The organism is Oleiphilus sp. HI0043 (assembly GCF_001634935.1).
The window spans coordinates 46,780-59,756 of record NZ_LWEY01001689.1; the positions used below are offsets into that span (position 1 = coordinate 46,780).

A 12,977-nucleotide genomic window follows, 5' to 3' on the forward strand; every position below is an offset into this window, starting at 1 on the left:
GCGGGAAGTAAAAAACATGGATAGTTACAGAGGGGCGCATTTCCTTGCTGGCTCAGGACCAAGTTTTGTAACGGTTGCGAAAAGTTTATATCGTCGTCGATACCCTAATGTTGTAGTGCAAGGTGACTCCTGGTTTGATTACCCTGGCAGGCAGAAACATTTTTTCTACGGACCGAATAATTTACATCAGGCCCTGATGCAGATTATTCCTACTGGCGCAAACTGGTGGGATAGTAGCGTCTCAATGGCTACGGCAAAGCAGGTTTCGCGTGAATCCAGTGTATTTCGCTATGCTAAATACAATCGAGTTAGACTCGATGTATATTGTCTAAGTATGGGCGGGAATGATTTATTCGCTGGCTTAAAGTTTATCCTTAAAGATTATGATGATAAAAATCAATCGCCTTCAGAGTGCTTTAATTCAGGGAAAGAGCGCTTACTTCAAAACATCAGAGATGATTATCATAAGGTATTGAGAGACCGAGACCGATATCTACCTAGCGTGCCTGTCCTTGCGCATTGTTATGCGTCGCCAGATCAACGCCAGCGAGGCTTCAAGTTGGCATTCCTAAAGGCCGGGCCTTGGATAAAAACAGCATTTGATGCGAAAGCTTATCCACCTATGCTTACTTCTAATATAGATAACTGTATAAGGAGGCGGGCGATTCGCTATCTGCATGCGCAGCTTTCTGAAACAATTATAGGCGCAATGGGGCAATATCAGAATACGCTAAGTTATGATGCTTTTGGTCGGGGAGTAGACTTGTCAGCAGCAAAATATTGGGATGATGAAATTCATTTAAGCCCGAAAGGGTGGATTATGTACGCGAAAGATATGCAAGAGTATATGATCGAAAATGGTCTAGATATTAGAGCGTTGAAGAGGAGGTGAAGAGCTAAGCGGATAGTTATAGCTTAGCTCTTCAGATAGAGCGCTAGCTCAAGTTAGCAGCAAGAAGAGCCGCCGTCACCTGTTTCGAATATAGGGTCACCATCGAAGGGTAAGCTAGATCCACAGCCTTCAAAAATGCCGTAATGAGTGTTCCAGTCACCAATAAACTCGAAGTACTTTTTAAATCGTGTTTCATTCAGCATGCGCCAGGTATTGCCGCAAACAGGGAAAATCCTACCTTTTTCGATGATATGGTGCTTATCAAGAACGAAAGCGTGTTCAAAGTGCTCGATACCGCCTTTGTAAATAACAGCCTGGCCATAATCTTCACAGTGCGGTTCAAGGTCTTTTATTTTAAATAAACGGTAGGTTGCCGAATAAAAACCGATATGGCCGACTTTTTCTTGCACCGATTCATTTTCAATAGTGATGACATCGTCTTCTACAAGCCTCGGGTCCAAAAAACCGACTTTTTTAGCTAGGTTTTCAAAATCGTTCCAGTAAAGTGCGCCGCTCAAACACTCGCCGTATAGGACTGGGTCCTCAACAAGGTGTTGGGGAACTCTCCGGTCTGAATAGACGTCAGAGAAGTAAAGCTCACCTCCTGGTTTTAGTACTCGATAGGCTTCTCGCAATACGGCTTCCTTGTCTGGTGAAAGGTTGATAACGCAATTTGATACGATGATATCAAAACTGTTTTCTTCAAGGCCAAGTTCGTTTAAACGTTCGATATAACCCAGCTTGAATTCTGTATTCTTGCTTGCGTAGCCGAATTTCTCGGCATGGTAAGATTCGTGCTCAAGTGCAATGGTAAGCTGCTCTTCTGTCATGTCGATACCTAAGACACGGCCTTGTTCGCCAACCCATTGGGATAGAACGTAGCAATCTCTGCCAGACCCGCTGCCAAGATCCATTACCTGCATTCCTTCAAGCACGGGTGGGGCAATTAGACCGCAGCCATAGTAACGGGCTAGTACCTCATCATGAACCTTGGCTAATGCCGTCTTTACATGTCTAGGTAAACCAGCGCTTGTACAGCAGGCGTTGGTTTTAAGATCTTCGGTTTTTTCTAATACTTTCCCGTAATAGTTTTTAACATCATCATGCATGCAGGGAGATCTCTCTTTGAATTGTTAGCGCGTGTTTCTGAACTTGGAGACAAGTAAGACAAGCAATAGTCTTAAACGTTCAAATATATAAAACGAGTAAATTATCACGCTTTCGTCTTTGAATATATAGGGCTTGTAGCCTATCTTTAAATCATACCTTTTTCGAACATTGTCCTGGAAATTTAGTGCCATGAGTGATAGCAGTTTTGATTACCTTGGCGGTAATTATTATATCAGCGCAGCAAGCTTGCTTCTCGAATACCGGATGTTTATTGACTCCCATCCGACGCTTTTCAAAATAAACCAAGCCAATTCATATTGGCCAAAAATGGTTTTCTTTTGCAATGAGCTTGAAAAATTTCCTGAGATCATGAAGGCACTTACTCGTGTCCATGTTTGTTCGCAAATCGACTTCGAAAGGGCTTTGTTTTGCAGTTGGTGTGCGTTATTGATTGGCCGGTCAGCTGGCCTCACAGAAGCTAACCAAAGATTGCTGTTCGTCGCTGGTTTACTGCAAGATATTGGTAAACACGCACCCGATACCGAGACGATTGAGTTTCCCACAAAGGTTAATGGCCCTTTCTTTTCTCCAGCTAGCTCGCTTGACGGCAGAGATATTCACCCTCTGATTAGTTCACGTTTAGTTGAAAAGTACCTACCTGAGCTAGAAGGGCTTGCGGAGCTGGTTCTACACCACCACGCACGAAATGACGGAACTGGCTTTCCAAATCTCATTGGTGAGCCTCAACTTGGTCTAGACGCCCAGATTTTAGTGATCGCCAATGAGTTAAGTGACCGCCTTGATCAGCTAGGTGGTCACAATCAGATATCTCATACCTTATCAAACCTTAGGCTCAATTCTTTTTTGTATTTTGAAAGGGCGCATCAGCATTGGATCACCTTAGTTGAAGCGCACCTGTCTAGCCCGATCGAGTCACCAAAGAACTCAAATCTGTTTCTTGATATTGAAAGCAAGATTAAAGAGCTCGAGAAAATGCTGTCGTGCTTACTCGTCGTCAGTGCTGAGCTACTTCCGTATGATTTTGACCTGAGTGTCCATGGTTTGCGTTCAATGATTCATCGTCTCGTTAGGCTTTCAACCGATACCGGAGTGTTTGATCCGAGCCTGTTTAGGCAGCGCACTGAGGGCGTTATTGGGATGAAGATCGATAACGACTGCTGTGAGCTCCATAATATTCATGAATGTACTGTTGTTCGTGACATAGCTATCATTTTAAAAGGATTACCTGAGATTCTCTCTCGAATGAGGGTACTGACGGGTGATATTCTTTCCTCCAAAAAGTATGATGCCAATTACAATTTAGTCGCCAATGCCAATGAACTTTTATATAAAAATATTAAGTTACTGGAAGGCAGTCGTTGTAGCATTTTTCGCTAGTCTGTTCGTCTAGCTTGGTAATCAATCTTTTGTTTCTATTTGGGTAACTAGCGCTATTAGTTTTACTCGAAAGTAGAGCACATACTTGGCTCATTTTTGTGCCATTATCTACTGTAAACTGACTCTTAACTAGGTAAGTCAATGCAAGAAATATTCAATCAGGCCCTTGCACTACATCAGCAAGGCAAGCTAGCGCAAGCAGAAAATATCTACCGTCAGATTCTTGATAAGGCGCCAGGTCAGCCCGTGATATGCGCACAACTTTCTCTATTGCTTCAACAAGCTGGAAAGCTGCCGGAGGCTTTCTCTTTCGCAAAAAAAGCAATTGAAGCCTTGCCTGAAGAGCATGAAGTCGCTTTACAGGGTGCTGGCTTGGCAGTACAGCTAGGTCATAATCAACAAGCCGAAACGTGGTTAAAGCAAGCTCTTCAACTTAAGCCCAAGCATGAAAAAGCTTTAGAGCAATTGGCTGGCGTCTTAATTGGGAATCACAAAGAAAAGGATGCCTTAGGCGTTTGTAAATCTTTAATAAAAGTCTCACCGAAAAATGCAAATGCCTATAACTTAAAAGGCTTAGCGCTAAGTCGTTTAGGTGAGGGGGAAAAAGGCTACAGCTGTTTTCAAAAATCTTTGAAACTCAACCCTGGCCAAATAGCAGTGATTCGGAATCTTATCTTGTATGGTAAGGGGAGAAAAGAGCCTCTATTAGAAAGCATCATTCCTCAGTTGGAGAAAAGCTTTTCTCAGCAAACACAAGCGCCAGCAGTTCAAATGAACGTCGCGTATATTCTGTCAATGTATTATGAGCGAAGTAAGAAGACCGATAAATCATTCATGTACCTGAAAATGGGAAATGACATTGCTCGCAAAGGCGTAAATTATCAGCATTCCCAGACAGAAAATGACTTCAAAGCTATCTTAAACGCTTTTGACGAAGGTTTTTTAAATGAAGTAAAGGGGGCGCAACTTTCAGATGATTCACCAATATTCATATTGGGTATGCCGCGCTCAGGAACGACGCTAATCGAGCAGATTATATCTAGTCACTCGCAGGTCGAAGCGGAAGGAGAGATTCTTGACCTGAGAGAAAGCTTTAGAACGCACGGCGAGATATTGAATAGCGATATCTCAGCAGATGATAAGGCTAGCGCGTGTGTCGCAGTCATGACTGCTTATTTAGATAAGCTTAGAGCTAGACAGAAAGCTACGTATTTTACAGACAAGATGCCCTATAACTTCATGTTTGTTGGGCTTATCTTAACTGTAATGCCTAACGCTAAAGTTATTCATTGTACACGTGACCCGCTTGAAACCTGTTTTTCTATTTATAAACAAAATTTTTCTGGTTCCCCAGCATACACTAATGATTTAACAGAGCTGGGCCAGTATTATATCGCCTATAAAGACATGATGAAGCATTGGCAGAACCTATTTGGTGATCGTATTTATGAGGCTAATTATGAAGCGATGGTGGATAACTCAGAGCACCAGATTAACAACTTACTCGCCTTTTGCCATTTGGAGCCAGAGGGTGGCTGCTTCGAATTTCATAAAAATAAGCGCGCAGTGAGAACAGCGAGTGTCGCGCAAGTAAGGCAGCCTATATATAAAGATGCCAAGCGAGCATCGGCGCCGTATGAAAAATATTTGGCGCCTTTGATAGAGGTTTTACAGAACGTAGATTAGATCAAGTCTAATTTGCGTTCACTCCAAAGTTTCTCGGCAAATGCGAAGGCGTCCTTCTGTGAGAACTCTGGTTTTAAAGATTTTAAGGCGAGGGCTGTTGTACCGATAATGGCACCTAAGGCATATTCGTCTTCTTGCTCACCACGCCAAACTTGCTTAAGGTAGTTAACCGTTAAATCCTGCCCTTTAACGTGTCTTCGCTCAAATTGAGAAGGCCACTCTTCTTCAGTAAGCTCTCCCTTAATCGCTGACTTTACGACCATGGCATTATCAGGATTTCGCTCAATCTCTCCGCCTTCACCTTTTATTACTGAAAGTGATCGGTACCCTAGTAGTGCTCCAGCCTCTTGATGAAGGCCGCTATAGGGGGGGTGGAATATTCCTTGGAGTACGCTATCTGCGTTCAAGGGATTGATCAGTCGCGATAAAGAATGAACAGGGGAACGCAGCCCCATCAAGTGACGCATATTGATCATTTCGGCCAAGCGTGGGCTAATCGCATCGAGTGGCAGGTAAGCAAAGCTTCTAACATTCATACTGTCTGCAACTTCTTCCCATGAGCGTGAGACTGGTATTCCTAGTTCATTAAGAATATTTTCAGTATACAGGCGGTTTGCAGTATGACCACTTGCGCCGTGAATCATGACTCGATAACCGGCTTGAGCCAGCAAGAAAATTGCTGGCAGGTACCAAGGTAGGTGGCGTCGTTTTCCGGCATAGGATGACCAGTCAAGATCGGCCGCGATTGCGGGGGTATTAAGTTGCTCTTTAACGGCCTTTACAAAGCCGCTGAGCTCTTCAGCAGATTCTTCTTTAACGCGTAATAGCATAAGGAAGGCGCCCAGCTGCACGTCTTCGACTTCTCCCTTTAATATCATGTTCATTGCTTCAAAAGCTTCTTGTTCAGTAAGGGAACGGCTGCCTTTTTTACCTTTGCCCAGTATTCTTACAAAGGGTGCAAATGGGTGTTCTGCTTTCGCTTGTTTAATATTTACGTCTGTCATACGGGGTCGACTTCCTTAAAAAAGGTAAGTTTATAGGCAATTGGTTGGTTTGGGTAAGCCTGCGATCTTACTGGCTAGCTTTGCGGGGCTTCCCGGAAACAGGGTCATCAAATAGATGCTATTTCCTTTATCTTCCCCTAAGGTCTCTTTTATATGCTTAACAAGAATGCGCATAGCAGGTGAGAGATCGTATTCGAGGTAAAAGCTGCGCAGGGCGTCTAATATTTCCCAGTGTCCGGGCGTTAGCGTTAAGCCTTCCTGCAGGGCTATTGCCGCAGCAATGTCGCGTGACCAGTCATCCAGGTTTACTAGAAAACCTTGCTCATCAAACTGGATATTTTTTAGCGTGTCTTGATCGCTCATAATATGTGTTTAGCAAAGGCTAGATTTAATACCAGCTATGCACTTTTTCATGCTTGATGGTAAGTTCAACCAAGTCATTGTAATCAATTTTACAATAGTCTACCGGGATTTTTACACCCCTAGCCAAGGCATCTTCAGTCAGTACAAAAATCGTCGCGGCAATACAAGACCATTGACTGGCTTCAGACGAGGTTCCCAGGCATTGGAAAACCCCATCTTCAATGAGTACTACGCAGTCACCGTCCAGGATCGTGTCTGAAAGTTGCTGGTTCACAGCGACTTCTGAGGGTGGTTTGTTCAGTATATGCAGGGTCATAAAGTGGGGCCAAGAAGCTAGAATCTTAAAATAATGTCGGAATCGTTAAGCTTATTGCTTACTTGTGCTTTACTAAGTTCGCTTATCGCAAGTGAGCAATCGCTTAACGGGATGTTTCGGTCTTCAGCGTCTTGTTTATCTATATGCACTTTATCTACACCATAAATAGCAAGCGCTTTCATCATTTGGCGAATATTCTTCTGGTGTATGTTTGCAGGGTCTTGATCTTCCAATAATAGATAGCAGCCATCAGTTGCGAGTAGCAGGCTGATATCTTGCTCGAAGGTACCCGCAGCCAGCACAAGGTCGAGAGCTTCTTTTGCATCGCTGGAGCCGAACGGGGCTGAGTTTAATATAATGAGTATAGATTTCTTATCCATCTTGCCTCTGTTTAAGCTCCAAAGGTTATGAAGCGGTCAGAAACGGCCATTGCTTCTACTAGTTGCCCAAGCCCGGAAAGCTCGAAACCTTCAGCGAGATTGTTTGCGTCCTTTTGATGGCGAGCTTGCTCTGTGTTATCGATCAAGCCTCGGCGTGCTGCGGCGGCAATACAGATAACCAGGTCAAGGTTGTGCTTGGTACCAAGGTCTTGCCAGGCTTTATAAAGATCAAACTCGTCTTGTGGTGGTGTCGCGAGTTTAGTACCGCTATGAATACCGTTTTGATAGAAGAAGACGCGAGAAAGCTTGTGCCCATTCTGAAGGGCAGCTTTAGTGTATCGATAAGCGCTGTAAGACGACTGTGAATCGTAGGGAGCGTTAAGGACTAATACAGATATGTTCATATTTTAAAGGGCTAAAAACTAAAAAAGCCATGCTTAGTACAGACCAAGGCATGGCTTTAAAGGGTTGCTTATTTCTTAATCGTCCCCGCTAAATGCCATGAGTAGCTGAAGCAAGCTTAGGAACAAGTTATAGATCGACACAAATAGTGTCACGGTAGCTAGAACGTAGTTTGTTTCGCCGCCGTGAATGATCTCACTGGTTTGATACAGAATGATCATAGACGAGAAAAGTACAAACCCCGCAGAGATCATTAGCTGTAAACCCGCGATATCGGTAAAGATACCAATAACCATTGCACCTAAAAGAACAAAGAAACCAGCAGTAATCGTACCTGCCAAGAAGCTAAAGTCTTTACGTGTGATCAAGGCATAAGCCGAAAGACCAAAGAATACGAATGCGGTTAAGCCAAGTGCGTTAGCAACTAAGTGGCCAGCGCCTGCGCCAATGAACATGCTAAGGATGGGGCCAATTGTATAACCCATAAAGCCTGTCAGTGCGAAGGTAAGTACAAGACCCATGCCGCTGTTAGCCGTTTTGTGAATACCGAACAGTAAACCGTAAAAACCAACCAGCGTTATGATCATGCCAGGGTGTGGCGCGTTAATAACCATTGCGATATAGGCAACGGCAGCTGAAAAGGCCAGCGTTAAACCTAATAGCATGTATGTGTTCTTAAGTACCGATGAAACATCAGCACCTAAAGCCGCTTGCGAATTAGCACCCATAATATTGGCGAGGTTATCACCTTGAGTGTGAGCCGCCTGAGCTTGTGGATGTCTATTATCTTGCATGTAATGCTCCGTTTTAAACCAAGTATGTTTAGTTAGAATAATACTACATTTACATGCCTATAATAGTGGCGAGTATAGAAAATTCAACTCTCAAAAACTTTAAAAATAAATCGTTGACACCGCTAAAAAAATCATTAGTATACACCTCGCTTTCGACATGAAAGCAATTGCGGTGAGCTGCCAGAGTGGTTGAATGGACTGGTCTTGAAAACCAGCGTGGGTTAATAGCCCACCCGGGGTTCGAATCCCTGGCTCACCGCCATTTATTTCTTCCAGAAATAAGTGAAAACTTTCCTACGCTAAATCATTGTCTAGTTTCTAGAAATATCTTCTCAACTCTATTCTTGATTTTACTGTTTGATCAAATGGTTCAGACTCTAGTGAAATAAATAGACCGGAGTATCCAAGTACCCAGCCTTGTAACCAAGTACTCTGACAAGGTCTCGTTTGGTAAACTAAGATTGGCCTTGGTTATTTGTCTGCTGTACCTCTCGTGAATAATCGATAGAAATTTCCTCTCAGAAAGGACTAGCGTTCTTGCTGCACAGGCCCTGTGCTTCCAAGTTGTTAGCTCGGCACTTCAGGCCTACGTGAAAAACGAACACGAAAAGCGCCAGGAGACATAGATGTATGTTTTTTAAACAGGCGAATAAAAGAAGACATATCGTTGTAGCCGACTTCTTGGGTGATCTGTTCTAAAGACTTTTTACTGCCTTCTAGCATCCTTTTGGCAGATTCAATCCGAAGCTTCTGTACGTAGGTGATTGGTGTATCACTGGTAGCCGCTTTAAAGCGGCGTTTGAATGTCCTTGGTGTCATGTTGATACGCTCGGCAAGTTCGTCGATTGAAAAGTCTTCAGCAAAGTGATGTTCTAGCCAGTTTTGTAAGCTTATGATTTGCTTGTCTTGGTGGTAATGTTTGCCGGGTATACGTTTAATGCTACTAACCTTATCTTGGCCAATGTCGAAAACATATGACCGGGAGCTAGCTTGCGCGAGTTCATAGCCACAATAGCGCTCAATCAGAAACAGGCTCATATCAAACCAGGCCGTGCCGCCACCAGAGCAAAATATTTGCCCATCTTCTGTAATTAACTGGTCCGGCTGTAAGTCTACCTTTGGAAATTTCTGTGCAAACTGCTCGACGAAGCCCCAATGCGTCGTCGCTTTTTTGTGATCTAACATGCCTGTGTCGGCAAGCAGAAAAGCGCCGGTACAATTACATGCGATATCGCAGCCACCTTCATATAGTTTTCTGATCCATGGGAGTGCTGCTTTATTTAAAGCCAGTGTCTGAGCAATATCGCCAGCGATGGTCGGTATGACAAGCAGGTCACTTGAACTGATTTCTTCAATGGTTTTATGCGCATTGATTTCAATATTATTAGCACACCGAATTTTACCACCGTTTAAGCTAGCAATTTCGACATTGAATTGTCTGGATAGCTTATCTCCATGAATGTAATTCCAAGTAACGCCAACCGAAGCGAGTAAATCTGCCATACCGATAATTGCTGTAGCAAAGGCGTAATCAAACCCGAGAATGGTGACTTGCTTCATTGTTGTGTATCCAAGAATACTGGTGGCATAAACGGCATAGTTTAAGTCATAAAAGCCAGTTATGTAATCCCTCTCGATATGAGACAGTGATAGGTAAATAACCTATTCATCATTAAGAGGCTTGTAAGGCATGGAAACCGATTTATTAAATGAAAGAGACGTTCAGTTTCAGTTGTATGAAGTGCTTGAAACCGCCGCACTTACTGAGCGCGCTCGTTTTAATGAACATAATGTTGAAACCTTTAATGCAGCGATCTCTACAGCAAGACAAATTGCTGAGGATAAGTTTGCTAACCATAATGCCAAACTAGATTGTAATGAGCCCAGTTTTGATGGTGCGAAGGTAAGCATTCTGCCAGAGGTAAAAGAGGCCTTTGATGCGTTGGCTGAAGCAGGCTTTCTTGCAGGGCGAGATGACTACGAGTTAGGTGGGATGCAGTTGCCAGAAGTTATTATGGCTGCGTGTATGGGGTATTTCACAAGTGCTAACGCTTCATCAGCGGGTTATCCATTTTTAACGATAGCCGCAGCCAATTTAATCAAAACTTATGCTTCGGATGCGCTAAAAGGTAATTTCTTAAGCCCTATGTTAGCCGGTAAGTTCACTGGCACCATGGCAATGACAGAGCCTCATGCTGGGTCATCTTTAGCCGATATCACAACCCGAGCAAAAGCATCAGACACCGCAGGTCAATACCTGATCAAAGGAAATAAGATGTACATTTCGGGTGGCGATCATGAAATGGCCGACAATATTGTTCACCTTGTCTTGGCTAAAATTGACGGTGCGCCATCGGGCGTAAAAGGAATCTCGCTGTTCCTGGTTCCTAAATATAGATTGGATGACGATGGTAAACCGGCAGATCGTAATGATGTTGCATTAGCTGGGCTCATTCATAAATTGGGTTACCGCGGTACGACCTCGACCATGCTTTCATTTGGTGATAACAATGAATGTGTAGGGTATCTGATAGGCGAAGAGCACCAGGGCCTTCGCTATATGTTCCAAATGATGAATGAAGCGAGATTAGGCGTTTCGATGGGTGCCGCGATGATTGGCTATCGCGGGTATCTGAGTTCACTGTCTTATGCAAATGAGCGCTTACAAGGCCGCTTGGCGAGCCAAAAGGCGGATGACAAGCCTGTTGAGATTATCCAGCACGCCGACGTGCGTCGAATGCTGTTAGAGCAAAAAGCATACGTTGAAGGTGCAATGTCACTATGCCTGTTTGGTTATTTCTTATTAGATGATGTCAATACACACCCTGATGCAGACGAAAGAGAAAAATCAGAGCTCTTACTGGACTTACTGACACCCGTGATCAAATCATGGAGCTCCGAAGTTGGTGTAAAAGCGAATGATCTAGCGATTCAGGTGCTTGGCGGTGCAGGCTATACCAGAGAGTACCCTGTCGAACAATATTGGCGCGACAATAGGTTAAACCCAATTCATGAAGGAACGAATGGTATCCAGGCCTTGGATTTAGTGGGTCGCAAGCTATGGCAGCGCAACAGTAAAGGACTTCAAGTTCTGGTCTCTAAGGTGAATTTAGACCTTTCTCGTGCTAAAGAATCCAGTGAAAGGCTTCAAGCGTGGGCGCAAACAATTGAAGAACATTTGTCACTAGTGCATAGGGTTACTATGCAATTAGGCGCTGACCTTCAGAAAGAATCTCCTGACTTGACCTTATCTAATGCCAGTTCTTACCTTTCGATGTTTGCTCGCGTGGTGGTGTCGTGGCTGTGGTTACGCCAGGCCTTAGCGGCAGAAAAGGGGATTGCCGAAACTGAGCCCGCAAACCATGAAGAGCTTTCGTTTTACCGTGGCAAACTCCAGGCTGCTCAATATTATATTAAATGGCAATTACCATTAGCTAAGCACGAAGCAGATCTACTTTTGGGGCGAGACGATACCTGTTTTGAAATGCAGCCAAACTGGTTCTAGACCTTGAGACATAAACCAAATTCGAAAGCGGAGGAAAAAGTGAGCTATATTGAAGTCGATGTAAGAGGTTCGATCTTATTGATCAAGGTTAATCGAGCGGAAAAGTATAACGCGCTAACGGTCGAAATGTATCACGATATTGCACGAGCCTATTACCAGCTGGAGCATGATAATAATTTGTGTGTTGCCGTATTTTACGCAGAGGGAGAACATTTTTCAGCTGGCTTGGAGCTCACTGATTGGTTAGAGCCTCTTAAATCAGGAGGCTTGCCGCCTTTGCCTGAGAGAACCATAGACCCCTTTGCATTATCAGGCCCAAGCTTGTCGAAGCCTGTTATTATGGCGGTGCAAGGTTATAGCTATACCTGGGTGGTTGAGATGATGCTCAATACAGATATCAGAGTTGCTTCGGAGAATGCACGCTTTGCTCAGCTGGAGGTTCAGCGTGGTTTGTTTGCCTGTGGTGGGGCAACGATACGGTTACAGAATGAAATGGGTTGGGCCAATGCTCAACGATATTTACTCACGGGTGACGAGTGGTCGGCCGCTGATGCGTATCGCATGGGAATGATTCAGGAAATATGTGAGCCAGGGAAGCAGTTAGAATGTGCCTTAGCGCTAGCACAGAAGATCGCTAAGGCAGCTCCTTTGGCTGTACGTGGAAGCTTGACTTCATCTAAGCTTGCAAGACAAGAAGGCGAGGCATCGGCCATAAAGCAACTTTTTCCTAGCTTAAAGCCCGTCATTGAGTCAGAAGATATGAATGAGGGAGTTCAGTCATTTATCGAGCGTCGTGATGCGGTCTTCGTAGGGCGTTAAGCCCTGAAGGATCAATTTAACAAAGACGAGGCACGCTTAGGCCAAACCTAATGCCCGCAGTACAAATATTCCTGTGCTTACTGTTAATAGTGACAGTACGGTGGATAAAGCGATAATCGTTGCGGCCAATTCGGCGTTGCCTCGCATGGCCTTAGCCATTACGAAACTCGCTGTAGCTGTGGGGCTTGCGAACATAAGAAACAAAGTACCCAATGCTAAATCTTTAAAACCCATCACTAAGGCGGCAAGGGTGAACAGCAATGGCAATCCAACAAGCTTCAGTAAAGTTGCTTTTAATGCAAGATGAT

Annotated in this window: 14 protein-coding genes and 1 tRNA gene; 6 read left to right on the forward strand and 9 right to left on the reverse strand. The window is 44.1% G+C overall.

Annotated features, from left to right (window positions below; all coding sequences use genetic code 11):
- Positions 1-16: 16 nt before the first annotated feature.
- The gene (locus A3729_RS25750) at positions 17-892 is read left to right on the forward strand and encodes a hypothetical protein (protein ID WP_068510805.1); all 876 of its coding nucleotides are present in this window, start codon (positions 17-19) and stop codon (positions 890-892) included.
- Positions 893-945: 53 nt separating this feature from the next.
- Here A3729_RS25750 and A3729_RS25755 read toward each other — a convergent pair whose 3' ends face one another.
- Entirely contained in the window at positions 946-2,001 is a 1,056-nt protein-coding gene (locus A3729_RS25755) for a methyltransferase domain-containing protein (protein WP_068510803.1), read from the reverse strand.
- A 190-nt stretch (positions 2,002-2,191) separates the two neighbouring features.
- Between A3729_RS25755 and A3729_RS25760 the strand changes: the two genes are divergently transcribed.
- Positions 2,192-3,400: an HD-GYP domain-containing protein gene (locus tag A3729_RS25760; protein ID WP_068510800.1), complete on the forward strand. Its 1,209-nt coding sequence runs from the start codon at positions 2,192-2,194 to the stop codon at positions 3,398-3,400.
- A 141-nt stretch (positions 3,401-3,541) separates the two neighbouring features.
- Positions 3,542-5,086: a sulfotransferase gene (locus A3729_RS25765; protein ID WP_068510798.1), complete on the forward strand. Its 1,545-nt coding sequence runs from the start codon at positions 3,542-3,544 to the stop codon at positions 5,084-5,086.
- On the opposite strand, the gene A3729_RS25770 is transcribed toward A3729_RS25765, so the two are convergent.
- The 6 genes from A3729_RS25770 to A3729_RS25795 form a co-directional block, all read right to left on the reverse strand.
- Positions 5,083-6,090 (reverse strand): glycosyl transferase family protein, encoded by a 1,008-nt coding sequence (locus A3729_RS25770; protein WP_068552770.1) that lies wholly within the window; start codon positions 6,088-6,090, stop codon positions 5,083-5,085. The genes A3729_RS25765 and A3729_RS25770 overlap by 4 nt on opposite strands.
- Before the next feature lie 30 nt (positions 6,091-6,120).
- A complete protein-coding gene (locus A3729_RS25775) occupies positions 6,121-6,453 on the reverse strand; it encodes a TusE/DsrC/DsvC family sulfur relay protein (protein ID WP_068513637.1) in 333 nt (110 codons plus the stop codon).
- A 25-nt stretch (positions 6,454-6,478) separates the two neighbouring features.
- Positions 6,479-6,769 (reverse strand): sulfurtransferase complex subunit TusB, encoded by a 291-nt coding sequence (gene tusB / locus A3729_RS25780; protein ID WP_068513640.1) that lies wholly within the window; start codon positions 6,767-6,769, stop codon positions 6,479-6,481.
- Between the two features lie 17 nt (positions 6,770-6,786).
- The gene (tusC, locus tag A3729_RS25785) at positions 6,787-7,149 is read right to left on the reverse strand and encodes a sulfurtransferase complex subunit TusC (protein WP_068509772.1); all 363 of its coding nucleotides are present in this window, start codon (positions 7,147-7,149) and stop codon (positions 6,787-6,789) included.
- 11 nt (positions 7,150-7,160) lie between these two features.
- The gene (gene tusD, locus A3729_RS25790; RefSeq protein ID WP_068513642.1) at positions 7,161-7,553 is read right to left on the reverse strand and encodes a sulfurtransferase complex subunit TusD; all 393 of its coding nucleotides are present in this window, start codon (positions 7,551-7,553) and stop codon (positions 7,161-7,163) included.
- A gap of 75 nt (positions 7,554-7,628) precedes the next feature.
- Entirely contained in the window at positions 7,629-8,279 is a 651-nt protein-coding gene (locus tag A3729_RS25795) for a Bax inhibitor-1/YccA family protein (protein WP_068509429.1), read from the reverse strand.
- Positions 8,280-8,516: 237 nt separating this feature from the next.
- On the opposite strand from A3729_RS25795, the gene A3729_RS25800 reads away from it, so the two are divergent.
- Positions 8,517-8,607, forward strand: a tRNA-Ser gene (locus A3729_RS25800).
- 305 nt (positions 8,608-8,912) lie between these two features.
- Here the strand turns inward: A3729_RS25800 and A3729_RS25805 are convergent.
- Positions 8,913-9,905 carry a GlxA family transcriptional regulator gene (locus A3729_RS25805; RefSeq protein ID WP_068515087.1) on the reverse strand — a complete coding sequence of 331 codons (993 nt, stop codon included), beginning with the start codon at positions 9,903-9,905 and terminating at the stop codon, positions 8,913-8,915.
- Between the two features lie 130 nt (positions 9,906-10,035).
- Between A3729_RS25805 and A3729_RS25810 the strand changes: the two genes are divergently transcribed.
- The gene (locus A3729_RS25810) at positions 10,036-11,850 is read left to right on the forward strand and encodes an acyl-CoA dehydrogenase (RefSeq protein ID WP_068515089.1); all 1,815 of its coding nucleotides are present in this window, start codon (positions 10,036-10,038) and stop codon (positions 11,848-11,850) included.
- 39 nt (positions 11,851-11,889) lie between these two features.
- Positions 11,890-12,669, forward strand: a complete 780-nt coding sequence (locus A3729_RS25815) for a crotonase/enoyl-CoA hydratase family protein (RefSeq protein WP_068515092.1) — start codon at positions 11,890-11,892, stop codon at positions 12,667-12,669.
- Positions 12,670-12,705: 36 nt separating this feature from the next.
- On the opposite strand, the gene A3729_RS31880 is transcribed toward A3729_RS25815, so the two are convergent.
- Positions 12,706-12,977 (reverse strand): AEC family transporter (locus A3729_RS31880; RefSeq protein WP_369820161.1); only part of this gene is annotated, 272 nt, incomplete at its 5' end.

Coding starts and splice junctions, on each gene's coding strand:
- A3729_RS25750 (WP_068510805.1), top strand. CDS start 17: ATGGATAGTTACAGAGGGGCGCATTTCCTTGCTGGCTCAGGACCAAGT.
- A3729_RS25755 (WP_068510803.1), bottom strand. CDS start 2,001: ATGCATGATGATGTTAAAAACTATTACGGGAAAGTATTAGAAAAAACC.
- A3729_RS25760 (WP_068510800.1), top strand. CDS start 2,192: ATGAGTGATAGCAGTTTTGATTACCTTGGCGGTAATTATTATATCAGC.
- A3729_RS25765 (WP_068510798.1), top strand. CDS start 3,542: ATGCAAGAAATATTCAATCAGGCCCTTGCACTACATCAGCAAGGCAAG.
- A3729_RS25770 (WP_068552770.1), bottom strand. CDS start 6,090: ATGACAGACGTAAATATTAAACAAGCGAAAGCAGAACACCCATTTGCA.
- A3729_RS25775 (WP_068513637.1), bottom strand. CDS start 6,453: ATGAGCGATCAAGACACGCTAAAAAATATCCAGTTTGATGAGCAAGGT.
- tusB (WP_068513640.1), bottom strand. CDS start 6,769: ATGACCCTGCATATACTGAACAAACCACCCTCAGAAGTCGCTGTGAAC.
- tusC (WP_068509772.1), bottom strand. CDS start 7,149: ATGGATAAGAAATCTATACTCATTATATTAAACTCAGCCCCGTTCGGC.
- tusD (WP_068513642.1), bottom strand. CDS start 7,553: ATGAACATATCTGTATTAGTCCTTAACGCTCCCTACGATTCACAGTCG.
- A3729_RS25795 (WP_068509429.1), bottom strand. CDS start 8,279: ATGGGTGCTAATTCGCAAGCGGCTTTAGGTGCTGATGTTTCATCGGTA.
- A3729_RS25805 (WP_068515087.1), bottom strand. CDS start 9,905: ATGAAGCAAGTCACCATTCTCGGGTTTGATTACGCCTTTGCTACAGCA.
- A3729_RS25810 (WP_068515089.1), top strand. CDS start 10,036: ATGGAAACCGATTTATTAAATGAAAGAGACGTTCAGTTTCAGTTGTAT.